We start from the raw sequence: 14697 nt of genomic DNA on the forward strand, positions 1-14697 counted from the left end.
GCGGTTAAACCGCCCCTCATATTTTAGTTTATTGTATCTTTTTTCTTCTTGCCCAAAAGGCCGCCCAAGACAGATTTTGCAGCGCTTTTTACTTGGTCCTCGTTCGTTGTGGTTTTGGTTGAATCCGTTGTAGTTGTGGTCTTTTCTCCTCCCAACAAACCTCCAATGGCTTCTTTCACCCCATCGGATTTGGTTGAGGTAGAGTCTTTTTCATCCTTTTTAAATACATCGGATAACAAATCCTTGGCTTTGTCCTTGCCCTGGTTGACCATTTTTTGCTTTTGGATTTCAACCAATTGGGTCGTCAATGTTTTAACCCCAGAAGTTAAGTCCGTAGTCACCGTAGGATTGGTATAATTTCCACCAATATTTGCAGTCACCGGAATGGTAAGGTCCTTGAGACTATCATCGTTCATTTGGGCGATGAGCTTATTCACCTCGGTCCCTAAATATTTGGCTGGGACATCCAAGGTAGCTTTGTACTGCATCTGTTTGTCAAAGGTGTGGCTGCCATCCACGTTAATGGCGATATCCTTATATTTTAGCGTAAACGGTTTCACACTTACCTTACCATTATCAAAACTCAATGCCGTTTTTAAATCATTTAAATTGATGTCCTTGGTGTCCAAAAAGTTTAGCTTGCTGTCCAAAGCGGAAAGGAGCGGTGCTTTTTGGGTATCCACTTTGGTGGACAATAACTCAGCCAGTAAGTTTCCAGAAATCGTAGTTAAATTCGGAGTGAAATCATCCTTTAAATTCCCAGAAATCTTTACGGTGGAATTCAATTTTCCCTGAAGCGCATTGGCCAAGGGCGCCAAGGCCTGGAACATATCCAAGGCGGCAAAGGATTCACTAATGCCAAAATTGCTCATGCCCAAATCCACATCAAAGGTTGAGGCTGCCTCTTTGGTGGAAACCGAACCCGTTAGTCCCAAAGTTCCCCCAAAAAGGTCTGAGCTCAAATTTTTCACGGTAGCCGTTTCATCCTTGATGGTCAAGGTTCCCTTTACGTTTTTCAAAGTTAGATTATCATATAACACCGTTCCGGCAGCTGCCTCAATGGTGCAATCCAAGAAGGATGGAATCTTGATGCGTTCCTCACCAGTGGATGTTTCGGTCTCGCCATCTTCGCTTTTCGAAGTTTCCTCCATCATAAAATCGTTCAATGCAAAAGTATTGGAGGTCAATGTAAATTTCCCTTCCACATTTTCATTATTGAACATGAATCCGAGCAAATTGGTGAGGGTTCCTTTAGCATCGAAGTCCGTATTGCCTGTTTTTCCTTTAAAGGAATCCAGGGTAACCGTGTTGGGATTAAAAGAGACCGCCGCCGTATTGATGGCCACAGGGTTCTTCATCTCTTCCGAAGCATATTCAAATCCGGAAACCGATGCCTTACCCGTGGTTTTGGTTTTCTGATACTGCTTTTTTTCCAAGGATTCCATGTCGAAGGAAGTGGTGATGTCGGCATTTAAAATCCCTTTAAGGTTGTAATCGGCCGGCACAGGGTATGCCTGTGAAATATTGGCCAGATTGATTCGACCATCCATATCGGCATCCACCTTGGTATTACCCATCAAATCCCGAATTCTGGAGGTAAGGTTGAATTTATCCTGATCAATGGTGAACGACAATCGTTTGATATCCACAAAAGTATCTTCCGTGATTCCAGTGGTATTGTTGATTTCGGTATCGATATACACATTTTGCACCGATTTGGGCAAATCGGGATACTTGAACGAGGCATTCTCCGAATTTATCGCTATGCGGAAAGTTGGAATGTGCTCGTCATCCACAATACCCTTGAATTCCCCATTGACCTCAAAATTACCTGTGGTCTGAACCGTTTCAATGTTCTTGGAATAGACTTCGGGAATCACGGCCAAAAAGTTCTTGAAATCCGAAGAAGGCGTCTTAAATGTGATATCCACTTCTTGGTTATCCTCGTTGACCTTCACAAATCCATCAAATACCAAAGGTAATTGGTTGATCAGGGCCTTGTTTTCCAAGAACGTGTATTTGCTCTCTTTCAGGTCGATTCCAATAAGGGCATCCAAGGAAATTTTATTGTTGTTCAAATATTTTGTGCTGTCCATTTCAAAGGAAACCAAAGCGTCAGTCAACGTCTTCAATTCTGACTGCTCCAAAGAAAGGTCTCCCGTTCCAGAGTGATTCATTTCTGAAAGCACCAAATGCATACCGCTGGAACGATCATCATAGATGATTTCGGAATTGGTGATGGCATAGGAATCCATGTTCAGGGTAAAATTACTGCTGGACTCTTCTGTGGTTTCAGCAGGAGTTCCTTCATCCGCTTTGGCTATGTCATAATTGGCATTTTCATTTTCATCCACCAGAATATGCAGTTTCGCACGGTCAATGTTCAACTTTTGAATGACAATGGGTTCATCGGCCGATTTGAAAAGTTCTTTGATGGAGAGGGCCAATTCAATATCCGAGGAAGAAAACAAGGTATCCCCCTCAAAAGGGGCCTTGTTCACCAAGGATAGGTTCGTGAGCCCCACATTGGCATTGGGAAAACTTTTGAGCAAGCTAAGGTCGGCATCCTCAAAATCCAATGTGGCGTTAATGCTATTGTTGACCTTGTTCTTAATAATCTCTTCAATCTTACTTTGAAGGAAGAAGGGCAGGGCAACAATTAGGGCAATAAGTACAAGTAGGGTTATTCCGGTAATCTTCAGGACTTTTTTCTTCATAAATGAATGTTTTACAACAAATTAAAGGAGAAGTCGTCAATCCAAAGCTATTTCTTCCCCTATTTTTAAGTTAAATCTTCTACGTATCAGATATACGAAAAGATAGAGTAATGGGGTGTCGAGAAGCGCAATAATTATTTTAAAAATAAAACCACTGATGACCAATCCGTAGAATTTATCCCAGGGCAATACTCCAAATATACATAACAATCCCACCACGGTAAGCGTGTCCACAAATTGTGAGGAAAAGGTGGAAAAGTTGTTTCGGAGCCATAGCATTCTGCCTTTGGTGACCCGCTTCCAAAAGTGATAAATGGAAATATCAATATACTGTGCGGCCAAATACGCCAGCATAGAGGCCAATACGCCCAGCGGTGACAAACCAAAGACTTTAGTAAAGGTGACATCATCCACGGGTGATGAGGCTATTGCTGGTGAATAATTGGCCAACAGAATGATGCCCATGGAGAAAAATGAGGCAAAAATACCGGCCGTGACCACCTGATTGGCTTTTTTCTTTCCAAAGATTTCCGAAATAAGGTCAGTAATCAAAAAGGTGATGGGATAGGGTAAAATCCCCACAGAAAGTTCAAACAACGGCGCTCCAAAAACGGTGACTTCTCCAAAAGGTTCCCAATAAAAGAACTTTTGAAAGATCAAATTGGACACAACCAGTGAGGTAATGAACAACGCACCCATATACAGGTACAGGGAAAACGCCTTTTTTCTGTCGTTTTGCGTCATCCTTATTTAATGTTTAAGCTGAAGGGCATCTTGGCCTGGATCCCTTTTTGTTTGGAAAGTTGTTTGAACTCGGAGAACAACTGATAGGCTTCAGCTCCTATCTGTTCTTTGATGGCCTCCTCTCCTATTTTAGATTTCACGCCGCCCAAATTTTCCATAAACCGTTCAAAGTCTGACTTGTATTTAGGGTATTTTCGAATACCATATCCATCCAAACCAGCCATTTCCGCAGCGGCAGTAATTGCATCGTCCAAAGTACCCAGTTCATCCACCAAGCCATTGGCCTGGGCATCCACGCCACTCCATACCCTACCTTGGGCAAGGGCATCTACTTGGTCAACACTCATGTTTCTTCCAGCGGCCACGCGTTCCAAAAAGGTTTGGTAGGTATCTTCAATGCCTTCCTCAATGGTATTCCTAAAAGTATCACTCATGGGTTCAAATAAAGAGTAATCCACAGAATTCTTGTTGGTGCCCACTTGCTCGGCATTGATACCGATGTTTCCAGCCAGTTCATTGACATTGGGAATGGTACCAAAAACGCCAATAGATCCCGTAATGGTGGTTGGCTCTGCAAAGATTTTATCTCCTCCTACCCCAATATAATAGCCTCCGGATGCCGCCACATTTCCAAAGGAAACCACCACCGGTTTCTTTTCTTTGACCAATTCCATTTCACGCCAGATGATATCCGAAACCAGAGCACTTCCCCCGGGAGAATCCACCCGAAACACAATGGCTTTTACGCTTTCATTGTCCTTTGCTTTTCGCAAAGCATCCACTATAAGACCTTGTCCGATATAATCCTTGCCACCCTCGCCATAAAAAATCTCCCCCTGGGCATAGATCACAGCAATTTTATCTACTCCAGTATAAATTCGTTTGCGATTGGCGGTTAGGGCATAGTCCTCAAACCTGATGTAATTAAGATCTTCATCTTGACCGATATATACTTTTTCGCGAAGCAGGTCTTCATACTCATCAAAATGCAAGTTTCCATCCACAAGCCCAGAAGCTGTCGCATATTTTGGGGTGCGTGCACCGAGGGTATCGGCTATCACGTTCAAATCTTCAGGAGTTATGTTTCTAGATGCAGAAACATCGTCCACAATAACATTCCAAATGGAGGAAATCAGTTCTTGAATCTGCAAGCGGTTTTCGGCACTCATGGTATTGGAAAGAAACGGTTCCACCGCACTTTTATATTTGCCATGGCGAACCACTTCCATTTTCACTCCTGTCTTTTCCTGAAGATCTTTAAAATAGAGTATTTCTGTGGAAAGCCCTTTAAAATCCATAGCCCCAACAGGGTTTAGGTAGACCTCATCGGCCACACTGGCCAGATAATAGTCCTTTTGGGAATAATAATCGGAATAGGCATAGACAAATTTACCAGAGGACTTAAAATCCAACAAAGCTTCCCGTATCTCTCGGGTTTGTGCTATCCCTGCTTGCAAGAAATTTGTGGTCAGGCTAATGCCTTCAATGTTTGAATCCTCTTTGGCCACTCTAATGGCATGCACAATTTCATCCAAACCAACCTCGTTGTTCCACAACCCCAAAAAGGGATCGGTATCATCCTTGCCCGTATAGTCCACAACTGGGGCCATAAAGCCAAACTCCAAAATGGAATTGCGCTTTACCACTACACCATCATCCACATTGCTCACCAAGGCGATGAAAATAAAGAACATGCCCACCAGTATTCCAAAGGCCATTAAACTTCCTAAAATGGAAGCCAAAAGGTTTCTCAAAAAGTTCATTCGATAAAAATTTATTCCGCGTCAAAGATAACCATTGTTGCATTGTTTTGTTACTTTGTCCTTTTCATTATGGGCCAATCTCAACACGTATATCTTTCGCTGGGCAGCAATTTGGGAAATCGGCATGCCACCCTCCAAAAGGCCATTTTTCGTATTGAAAAAAAGGTGGGCAAGGTTTTGGCTGTATCCAACGTATATGAGAATCCAGCGATGGGGTTTGAAGGAGATGATTTTCTCAACATCTGTTTGGCTACCTTGACTAAACTCTCCCCAACAGATTTACTGGATGCCATTTTGGAAATTGAGCTGCATTTTGGCAGAGATCGCTCTGGAAGTGAAGGGTACAAATCCCGTACCTTGGATATTGACATTATCTTCTATGGGAAAGAAATTATTGACCTGCCCCACTTGAAGGTTCCCCATCCCCAAATACAACATCGGAACTTTGTGCTGAAGCCTTTGTCCAATATTGCACCACAGTTGTATCATCCCATACTTCAAAAGGACATACGAAACTTGCTGCAGGAATGTAGGGACCGTAGCAAAATGCGGAAGACCAAACTGAAACTGTTCCGAAATCGGTCCGGGCTTTTTGCCAAATTACAGTTTATTGCCATTGAGGGCAACATTGGTGCCGGGAAGACCACCTTGTCCAAAATGATTGCCGAAGAGTTTAATGCCAAATTGGTTTTGGAGCGTTTTGCAGATAACCCGTTTCTACCTAAATTCTATGCCGACCAGTCCCGCTATGCATTTCCGTTGGAAATGTCCTTTTTGGCAGACCGCTACCAACAATTTACGGATGACACCTCCCAATTTGACCTGTTCAAAAACTTTATGGTGAGTGATTATGACATTTTTAAATCGCTCATTTTTGCCAAAATCACTCTACAGAACGATGAGTTTAATTTGTACCGAAAAGTCTTTGATTTTATGTACAAAGAGGTAAAAAAGCCTGAAATTTATCTCTATCTCTATCAAAATACAGAGCGGTTGTTGCAAAATATTAAGAAACGTGGACGGGATTATGAGCAGAAAATACCCCCCGAATATTTGGAGAAAATAAACCGAGGTTATCTGGATTTCATCAAGGACCATCCCGAGCAAAACAGTATAATTTTGGATATGAGCGAGTTAGATTTTGTAAACAATTCTTCCGATTATGAAACCATTTTGGAGCAGCTGGAAGACAACATTATTTTGGCAGATTTTTAAGAGAATTTTTACAAAATGTTTGGATATAACGAATGGTTTTATTTTATTAGAGCCCTCTAATCGAGGAACTAACTAACTCAAACTATATATCCAGCCCTGTTTTTACAGGGCTTTTTTAGTTTTTGGGGTTACATTTTGTCCAGATATCCCATACCACTACACCTGCACTTACCGAGATATTCAACGAATGTTTGGTCCCAAACTGTGGAATTTCCACAACCGCATCACTGGCTGAAACCACTTCTTGGGAAACGCCTTTTACTTCATTCCCAAAAATTAAGGCTACAGTTTCTTTGGGATCAACCTTAAAATCATTGAGCATAATGGCGTTTTCAGCCTGTTCCACAGAAACGGTTCGAATACCGGACAGTTTTAATTCCTCAACAAGTTCCAAGGTGTCTTTTCTGTATTCCCATTCCACACTTTCCGTGGCACCCAAAGCCGTTTTTCGAATATCTTTATGCGGTGGGGTGGCCGTAATGCCACAGAGATAGATTTTTTGGATTAGAAAAGCATCTGCGGTACGGAACACGGAACCAATGTTGTTGAGACTGCGAATATTGTCCAAAATGACGATAATGGGTGATTTATCCATTTGCTTGAATGCTTCCACATCCAATCGTTCCAATTCGCTGTTTTCCAGTTTCCGGTTCATTTTTTTAACCATTAGGCCTAAAATATCAACAATCGTTCTGCGTGTATGGGGAAAACAATATATTCGTCTTCCTCCCATTTTGGGACAAAAGTAAAAGAATAAAATACTTTGGCAGCCAATAAAAAGACAAAGAAGGTAACCCCGTTGATGCAACAGTACAATGCCATCAAGACCAAACATCCTGATGCTTTGTTGTTGTTCCGTGTTGGTGATTTTTACGAAACCTTCGGGGACGATGCCATCAAGGCGGCCAAGATTTTGGGCATTATCCTTACCCACCGAAACAATGGTGGTGATAAGACCGAACTGGCGGGATTCCCACACCACTCCCTCAACACCTATTTGCCCAAATTGGTGAAAGCGGGACAGCGGGTGGCCATTTGCGACCAGTTGGAAGACCCCAAACAGACAAAAAGTATCGTAAAGCGTGGCGTTACGGAACTCGTTACACCGGGGGTAGCCCTTAATGATGATATCCTTTCTGCCAAGAGCAATAACTTTCTCTGTGCTGTCCATTTTGGACGAAATAAACTGGGAATTTCCTTTTTGGACATTTCCACGGGTGAATTCCTCACTTCGGAAGGCTCTTCGGAGCAAATCGATAAGCTGCTCCAAAATTTTGGCCCGAATGAGGTCTTGGTCTCCAAAAGCCATCGAAAAGAGTTTGTTGAGCTTTTTGGCAACCAATTCCATAGTTTCTTTTTGGAAGATTGGATTTTTCAAGAGGACTATGCCAATGAAAGCCTGAACAACCATTTTGGCACCAAAACCCTTAAGGGTTTCGGCATTGAACATTTGGTGCATGGTATTATTGCCTCTGGAGCGGTGCTGCATTATCTGTCCGAAACGCAGCACAGCCGACTGCAACATATCAACACAATTCAACGTATTGCGGAAGAGGAATATGTTTGGATGGACCGATTTACCATCCGCAATCTGGAACTGTACCATTCCCCGCACCAAAATGCGGTGACCCTGCTTGACATTATTGACAATACCTTATCACCCATGGGTGGGCGACTGTTGAAACGTTGGTTGGCCCTTCCGCTAAAAAATATTGAGAAAATCCAGCAGCGCCATCAGGTGGTTTCCTATTTGAAGGATACAACCGAACAGTTGGAAAAGACCCAACATTGGATCAAGCAAATGGGCGATCTGGAGCGACTCATCTCCAAATTAGCCACGGGTAAAATCAACCCGAAGGAAGTCATTCAGCTTAAAAATTCACTGGAAGCGATAGTTCCCATTAAGCAATTGGCTCAGGAAAGTTCCAATGCTTCGCTACAATCCATTGGAGAGCGATTGGATGCTTGTGATACCCTTCGAAATAAAATCAAAGAAACACTGAACGAGGAAGCTCCGGTCAACCTTGCCAAGGGCAATACCATTGCGGAGGGCTACTCTGAGGAATTGGATGAACTCCGCAACCTCGCCTTTTCCGGGAAGGATTATCTGGATAAAATGCTGGAGCGCGAAACTGAAATTACTGGTATCACCTCGCTCAAAATTGCATCCAATAATGTGTTCGGCTATTATATTGAAGTGCGCAACACCCATAAAGACAAAGTTCCCGACACTTGGATTCGAAAGCAGACTTTGGTCAATGCAGAACGCTATATAACGGAAGAGCTCAAGGAATATGAGGCCAAAATCTTGGGTGCTGAGGAACGCATTCACCTTTTGGAACAACAATTGTTTGAGCAGTTATTGGTCTGGATGCAGGAATATATCGCACCCGTACAACAAAATGCCCACCTCGTTGCCCAATTGGACTGCCTCTGCGGATTTGCCCAGCTTGCAAAAGAAAACCACTACGTGGAACCTTTAATGGAGGAATCCACCCAATTGGACATCAAAGAAGGGCGGCACCCAGTAATTGAAAAGCAATTGCCGTTAGGGGAAAGTTACGTGACCAATGATGTCCTCCTGAACCGAGAGGAACAGCAGATCATCATGATCACAGGACCCAATATGAGTGGTAAATCGGCTTTGTTACGGCAAACGGCTCTTATTGTCCTTTTGGCCCAAATGGGAAGTTTTGTTCCTGCATCAGAAGCCAAAATTGGTGTGGTGGACAAGATTTTTACCCGCGTTGGGGCCAGCGATAACATTTCCATGGGGGAATCCACTTTTATGGTTGAAATGAACGAAACAGCTTCCATTCTCAACAACCTTTCCGAACGTAGTTTAGTATTACTGGATGAAATTGGCCGTGGCACCAGCACCTATGATGGGATTTCCATCGCTTGGGCCATTTCGGAATACCTTCATGAACACCCGGCACGAGCCAAAACGCTCTTTGCAACGCATTACCATGAGCTCAATGAAATGACCACCACTTTTCCGCGGATTAAAAACTACAATGTTTCGGTAAAGGAGTTGGAAGATAATGTGCTTTTCCTACGGAAGTTAGTTCCGGGTGGCAGTGAGCACAGTTTCGGAATCCATGTGGCCAAAATGGCCGGAATGCCCCAACAGGTCGTTCAAAAAGCCAATAAAATCCTAAAAAAACTGGAGAAATCCCATTCTAGCGAGGAGATGACGGACAAATTACAGTCGTCCCAAAACGAAATGCAGCTTAGCTTCTTTAATCTGGATGACCCATTGCTGGAAGAAATCAAAGAGGAAATCCTGCATTTGGACATCGACACCCTCACTCCAGTGGAGGCTTTGATGAAACTCAACGAAATCAAACGCTTGTTGAGCAAAAAGAAAAAAGCGACCTCCTAATCCACCCGACGAAACTCTTCTTTCTCCAAATTACGGGAGGACTTGTTTCCGTTTCCACCAAAACTTCGGGAATAGGTGATTCTAAAAATTCGGGTGAAAGCCGATTCATCGCGGTATCGCGAACGGGTATCAATATTAAAAACAATGGGGGCCATCCCGCTGATGTGCGTATCAATATCCAACGACTTAAATAAGTCTGTAACACTAAACTGCAACGTCCCCCAATTCTTTTTGAACTGTTTGGACAATCCAAAATTGACCATTCCAAAGCCTTGGGTGAAGTTGGTGCCGTTGTAATGATCAAAATTGTACCATCCCGAAAATTCTATGTCCATTTCCCAGGGTAGTTGAAAGGTTTGTGTAAAATTCAGGCTTTGATAGAAATAGGTTTTTCCTCTGGGTTCAGGATTGTACGAAATGTGATAATCACGAATGGCCGAAGTTGTGGACAGATTCAGCTTGGCCCAATGAGCCCATTGCACCGGAAAGTTCAAGAACAAGTTCAAACTTTTTTGGTAATCCGCATTTTGGGGCGACACCACCAAGATATCGTTCTGCGGCGTGGAAGTCAATTGGTACCGAATAATCGGATTAGTCTCTTTTTGATAGGACAGTCCCACGCTAAAACCATTTCTCACATATTCCAACTGTACGGTGTTGATGATGCTAGGCTTCAACAGCGGATTCCCCGTAAAAATCGCCGTGGGATCATTGTAGTAGAGACTGGTGACCAAATCGGAATAAGCTGGCCTGCTGATACGCCTATGATAATTAAAGTTTACATTTTGATTTTCAGTCAGGGCATACTGATACGAAAATGAAGGAAAAAACTGCTGAATGACAAAGTCATCCTCCGATGTGGTCAAAGTACGTTTCCAATCTTCATACCGTAGACCCGCATTGACTTTTGATTTTTCACCCAATGCAAGTCGAAACTGTCCATAGGCTGCCCACAATTTTTCCTCGCTCTCAATACGACTTTGGGAACGGGGGTCCACTTCCCAAACCCCATCATAATTGGTTTCAATTTTACTGTCATTGGTATTGTTGGAATAGCTACCCTTAACCCCAAATTCAGTCTCGAAATTCTCGCTCATCTTTAGCGCATAATCCACTTTTGCCACGCCCAAACGGATGGTAGATTCACTAGTACCCCGGTTCCCATCTGTAAAAACCTCATTTTCTGGAACGACAGGGTCGTCATTGGCATCAAAATACTCACTTTGGGTTAAGGCGGGACTGTCATTTTTATAGGTGAGGTACCCGATATCCACATTGATGTTTGAGCGTTCAGAAAACTTCCGGGTCACATAAAGCGATGAGATGAGATTGTTTTTTTGGGTGGTTCCCGAGGTAACCAAATGCGATCTAAAAAAATCCTGTCCTTCAATGGTTCTCCGGTTATTCACATCGGATGTGGAATGATTTTTTGCCAAAGAGAGGGTTAGCTCCCCTCCTATCTCCGTATTGGAACTCAACTGATACCCCGAACTTAAATTAATATTGTGGGCATTGTTGCTGTAATCAAAATAGGTAGAAAAATCGGTTTGACTGAAGGCATCAAAAATAGGACTGTTACTGGTGCCCGAACCTTCAAAACCGTTTTTACCATGGTCATGGAATACGGAATATCCCAGATTAAACCGAAAATTTTTCCTGCCATGTGCATAGTTCAAGGAGGTACTTGCTTTTTCTTGGTAGCCATATCCCAGACTTCCGCTAAAATTGAGTTGGTCGCCAGTATCCACATCATTTTTGAACACAATATTGATGATACCTGCCCCACCATCAGCATCATATTTGGCCGTGGGTGAGGTAATCAGTTCCACTTTTTCGATGTTATCGGCCAATGTGCTTTCCAAAAGGGCCATAACATCTTCCATGGACAAAGGCATTCTTCGCCCGTTGAACATTACCGTCACCCCACTCTGCCCATTCAAGGCAAATTGGTTGTTCCGTCGATCTAGAATCACTCCGGGCAATCGCTCCAAAACTTGCAACGCATTGCTCCCCTTGGTCATAACACTGCTCTGCACATTGATTACCTGTCCCTCCAGGGTACGCTGAATAATATTTTTCTTTGCGGCCAAAACCACCTCATCCAACTCGTTGAACGCCTCATTAAGAACCAACGTTCCTAAATTATGTTTATCAGATGCTGTGCTCATTAAAATAGGCCCCTCATATCGGTCAGCATAGCCTAGATTGCTTATCCGAACCAAAAAATCACCTTCTTTTTCGGGAAGTAGGGAAAAATTGCCATCATCATCAGTAATAGTCCCTGTAACCAAAGTGGTATCCACCGCTTGGTAGAGTAATACATTGGCAAAAGGTACTGGTTCACCATTAATGCCCATTATTTTACCTTGAATCTGCCCATGAACAAAGGTCATTCCCATTCCAAAGAGTAGAAAGAGAAACAGTTGGGCTTTCGTTTTTTTCATTTGGATTGTTTGAATGTTCTTCCAAATGAAGTTTGCTTTCAACCCTAACTAAAATGATATTGACATTGGGTTCCAAAAGATTGACAATGGGTCAAAAACCATTTTCTGTGGAAAATCAGGTCACTTATCAATTATTTAGGACCGAACGTCAATTTGCCGCGGACCCATCGGCAAAAACAATAACTTGTACTGTTATTGCATGATTTTTTTGATGAATTACGACCGTTTTAAGGATTTTGTATTAAAATATAAGCTCTATCATATCCCCTTTTGGTTGGGATATCATTTGGTGTGGCTCACCATCAATATTGGGAGTCTTTCAGAAGTGTATGACTATTTACGATACAGTGATTCCTCACCCAAATTCTATTTCTATGTAATTTTTCAGCTTATTGGGGTCTACTTTAACCTCTATTATCTTATTCCGAAACTGTTGTATGTCGGGCGCTATTTTAGTTATGCTTTGGCAGTTCTGGGAACAATCTTGGTCTGCAATGCTTTTATTACCAGTGGTTATTTTTTTGCCACCTTGACCTCAGGAAAAACCTTGTTTGAACTCTTCGGGGTGTATCCCAATCAGGTTTCCAAAATCTATTTTGTTTGGGCACTCCCTTCAACCGTGGCCAGTATGACCTTGGCCATGAGCATTAAATTGGGTAAGAATTGGCTTCAAACCGAAAAAAAGAGGCTTCGGTTGGAAAAAGAGCATCTGGAAACTGAGCTCAAGTACCTTAAATCGCAAATCAATCCCCATTTTTTGTTTAACACCATCAATTCTATTTTTGCACTTATCCATAAAAACCCAGATTTGGCTTCGGAATCCTTGGCCAATTTTTCAGACATGCTTCGGTACCAACTCTACGAATGCAATGATGAAAAAATTGTGCTGGACAAGGAGTTGGATTTTATTGAGAATTTTATCGATTTGGAAAAATTACGTTTGGATCAAGGGCATACCAAGATGCAGTTTGATATTCAAAACCATACTACCCAAAAAAAAACCATTGCTCCATTTATCCTTATCCCTTTTCTTGAAAATGCCTTTAAACACGTTTCCAAGGGAAAAGGGCAGCAAAATTTTATTCAAATGGAGTTGGAAGCCAATGACAGATTACTGCAACTGAACATTATCAACAGTAAAAGTGTAAATGGTCAACCTTCCAAGGATGTCTCGGAGTCAAGTGGCATTGGGCTCAAAAACGTAAGTCGAAGGCTCAAATTGCTCTATCCCGAATCGCACTCCTTAGCTATTGAAAACCAAAATGATAGGTTTTCCGTAATATTGAAATTGGAATGGCAGAAAAACTAAAGTGCATAATTGTAGACGATGAGCCGTTGGCCAGGGGTATACTTGAAGAGTACATTCAAGTAGTGGACCACCTGGAACTGGTCTGCACTTCGGAAAATGCCTTGGAGTTGGACCAGCAGTTGGCACAACACGCTATTGACTTAATATTTTTGGATATTCAAATGCCCTTTTTAACCGGCTTGGATTTTCTAAAGGTACGTTCGGACCTTCCCATGGTCATCATTACTACGGCCTATCCCAATTATGCCTTGGAAGGCTTTGCGTTCGATGTGATGGATTACCTGCTTAAACCCATCACCTTTAATCGGTTTTTTAAAGCAATAAGCAAGGCTTCCGAATACCACAGATTAAAGAATGGTACTGTGGAAACCACTGAGAAACCCGGGGAGGAATCCTACTTTTTTGTAAAATGCGATGGTAAATATCAAAAAATAGTCCCTACAGAAATCCTTTTTGTAAAGGCCTTGGAAAACTATGTCCTTATCCAGACCACTGTGGATAAACATATGTCTTTAATGCCGTTAAAGACCGTTGAGGAAAATTTGGACCCATTGGAATTTGTGCGGGTACACAAGAGCTATATTGTGCCCATATCCAAAATCCAGACCTTGGAAAACCATGAACTGGTTTTGGAACATGGTCACCAAATCCCCGTAAGCCGAAATTATCGGAAACTAGTACAAGAACGTGTACTCAAGGATAAAATCATGAAAAAAAAGGAACCCTAAACCAAATGGTACAGAAATTCGGGGATGATCCATATTTTTCCGAAAACCCTTTACATTTTAAAGAAATGTTTTAAATTTGCATCCGCACTCGAAAAAAGTGTTGGTTCTTTAAAATGCGAAAATAGCTCAGTTGGTAGAGCATCACCTTGCCAAGGTGGAGGTCGCGGGTTCGAATCCCGTTTTTCGCTCAAAACGCTGCTTGCCAGCGTTTTTTTGTTTAAGTCCTGTCATGCCTACGGCAGACACGCTCGAGTGGTGGAATTGGTAGACACGCCGGACTTAAAATCCTGTGGGCATTTTGCCCGTGCGGGTTCAAGTCCCGCCTCGAGTACGTAAAAGCCCTTATTTTTAAGGGCTTTTCTTTTTTCTATAATTTTAGCATTGTCTTTCCA

The 14697-nt window shown here is 42.5% G+C and carries 9 protein-coding genes and 2 tRNA genes; 6 read left to right on the top strand and 5 right to left on the bottom strand.

Features of this window, described 5'->3' with window-relative positions:
* Positions 1–23: 23 nt before the first annotated feature.
* The 3 genes from J0X14_RS10885 to sppA are packed head-to-tail and all read right to left on the bottom strand — an operon-like array spanning position 24 to position 5224.
* Entirely contained in the window at positions 24–2717 is a 2694-nt protein-coding gene (locus J0X14_RS10885) for an AsmA-like C-terminal region-containing protein (RefSeq protein WP_207097808.1), read from the bottom strand.
* A gap of 36 nt (positions 2718–2753) precedes the next feature.
* Positions 2754–3461: a queuosine precursor transporter gene (locus J0X14_RS10890; RefSeq protein ID WP_207097809.1), complete on the bottom strand. Its 708-nt coding sequence runs from the start codon at positions 3459–3461 to the stop codon at positions 2754–2756.
* Positions 3462–3463: 2 nt separating this feature from the next.
* On the bottom strand, positions 3464–5224 hold the full coding sequence (gene sppA / locus J0X14_RS10895) for a signal peptide peptidase SppA (protein ID WP_207097810.1): 1761 nt from the start codon (positions 5222–5224) through the stop codon (positions 3464–3466).
* Between the two features lie 69 nt (positions 5225–5293).
* On the opposite strand from sppA, the gene folK reads away from it, so the two are divergent.
* Positions 5294–6439, top strand: coding sequence for a 2-amino-4-hydroxy-6-hydroxymethyldihydropteridine diphosphokinase (gene folK, locus J0X14_RS10900; RefSeq protein WP_207097811.1), 1146 nt, complete (start codon positions 5294–5296; stop codon positions 6437–6439).
* A gap of 115 nt (positions 6440–6554) precedes the next feature.
* Here folK and J0X14_RS10905 read toward each other — a convergent pair whose 3' ends face one another.
* Positions 6555–7094 carry an RNA methyltransferase gene (locus J0X14_RS10905; protein ID WP_207097812.1) on the bottom strand — a complete coding sequence of 180 codons (540 nt, stop codon included), beginning with the start codon at positions 7092–7094 and terminating at the stop codon, positions 6555–6557.
* Between the two features lie 147 nt (positions 7095–7241).
* Between J0X14_RS10905 and mutS the strand changes: the two genes are divergently transcribed.
* A complete protein-coding gene (gene mutS, locus J0X14_RS10910) occupies positions 7242–9824 on the top strand; it encodes a DNA mismatch repair protein MutS (RefSeq protein ID WP_207097813.1) in 2583 nt (860 codons plus the stop codon).
* Here mutS and J0X14_RS10915 read toward each other — a convergent pair.
* A complete protein-coding gene (locus J0X14_RS10915) occupies positions 9821–12268 on the bottom strand; it encodes an outer membrane beta-barrel family protein (protein WP_207097814.1) in 2448 nt (815 codons plus the stop codon). The two genes, mutS and J0X14_RS10915, sit on opposite strands and share 4 nt — an antisense overlap.
* 211 nt (positions 12269–12479) lie before the next feature.
* Here J0X14_RS10915 and J0X14_RS10920 point away from each other — a divergent pair, with 211 nt between their 5' ends.
* From J0X14_RS10920 to J0X14_RS10935, 4 genes are all read left to right on the top strand, one after another.
* Positions 12480–13577: a sensor histidine kinase gene (locus tag J0X14_RS10920; RefSeq protein WP_207097815.1), complete on the top strand. Its 1098-nt coding sequence runs from the start codon at positions 12480–12482 to the stop codon at positions 13575–13577.
* Positions 13562–14305 (top strand): LytR/AlgR family response regulator transcription factor, encoded by a 744-nt coding sequence (locus tag J0X14_RS10925; protein ID WP_207097816.1) that lies wholly within the window; start codon positions 13562–13564, stop codon positions 14303–14305. The genes J0X14_RS10920 and J0X14_RS10925 overlap by 16 nt, the downstream gene beginning before the upstream one ends.
* A gap of 115 nt (positions 14306–14420) precedes the next feature.
* Positions 14421–14493, top strand: a tRNA-Gly gene (locus J0X14_RS10930).
* A 58-nt stretch (positions 14494–14551) separates the two neighbouring features.
* Positions 14552–14636, top strand: a tRNA-Leu gene (locus J0X14_RS10935).
* Positions 14637–14697: the final 61 nt, after the last annotated feature.

It is taken from the genome of Allomuricauda sp. CAU 1633 (assembly GCF_017313225.1).
Lineage (GTDB): Bacteria > Bacteroidota > Bacteroidia > Flavobacteriales > Flavobacteriaceae > Flagellimonas.

Excerpts from the sequence above, each read along its gene's own strand:
- J0X14_RS10885 (WP_207097808.1), bottom strand. The coding sequence starts at position 2,717 with ATGAAGAAAAAAGTCCTGAAGATTACCGGAATAACCCTACTTGTACTT.
- J0X14_RS10890 (WP_207097809.1), bottom strand. The coding sequence starts at position 3,461 with ATGACGCAAAACGACAGAAAAAAGGCGTTTTCCCTGTACCTGTATATG.
- sppA (WP_207097810.1), bottom strand. The coding sequence starts at position 5,224 with ATGAACTTTTTGAGAAACCTTTTGGCTTCCATTTTAGGAAGTTTAATG.
- folK (WP_207097811.1), top strand. The coding sequence starts at position 5,294 with ATGGGCCAATCTCAACACGTATATCTTTCGCTGGGCAGCAATTTGGGA.
- J0X14_RS10905 (WP_207097812.1), bottom strand. The coding sequence starts at position 7,094 with ATGAACCGGAAACTGGAAAACAGCGAATTGGAACGATTGGATGTGGAA.
- mutS (WP_207097813.1), top strand. The coding sequence starts at position 7,242 with ATGCAACAGTACAATGCCATCAAGACCAAACATCCTGATGCTTTGTTG.
- J0X14_RS10915 (WP_207097814.1), bottom strand. The coding sequence starts at position 12,268 with ATGAAAAAAACGAAAGCCCAACTGTTTCTCTTTCTACTCTTTGGAATG.
- J0X14_RS10920 (WP_207097815.1), top strand. The coding sequence starts at position 12,480 with ATGAATTACGACCGTTTTAAGGATTTTGTATTAAAATATAAGCTCTAT.
- J0X14_RS10925 (WP_207097816.1), top strand. The coding sequence starts at position 13,562 with ATGGCAGAAAAACTAAAGTGCATAATTGTAGACGATGAGCCGTTGGCC.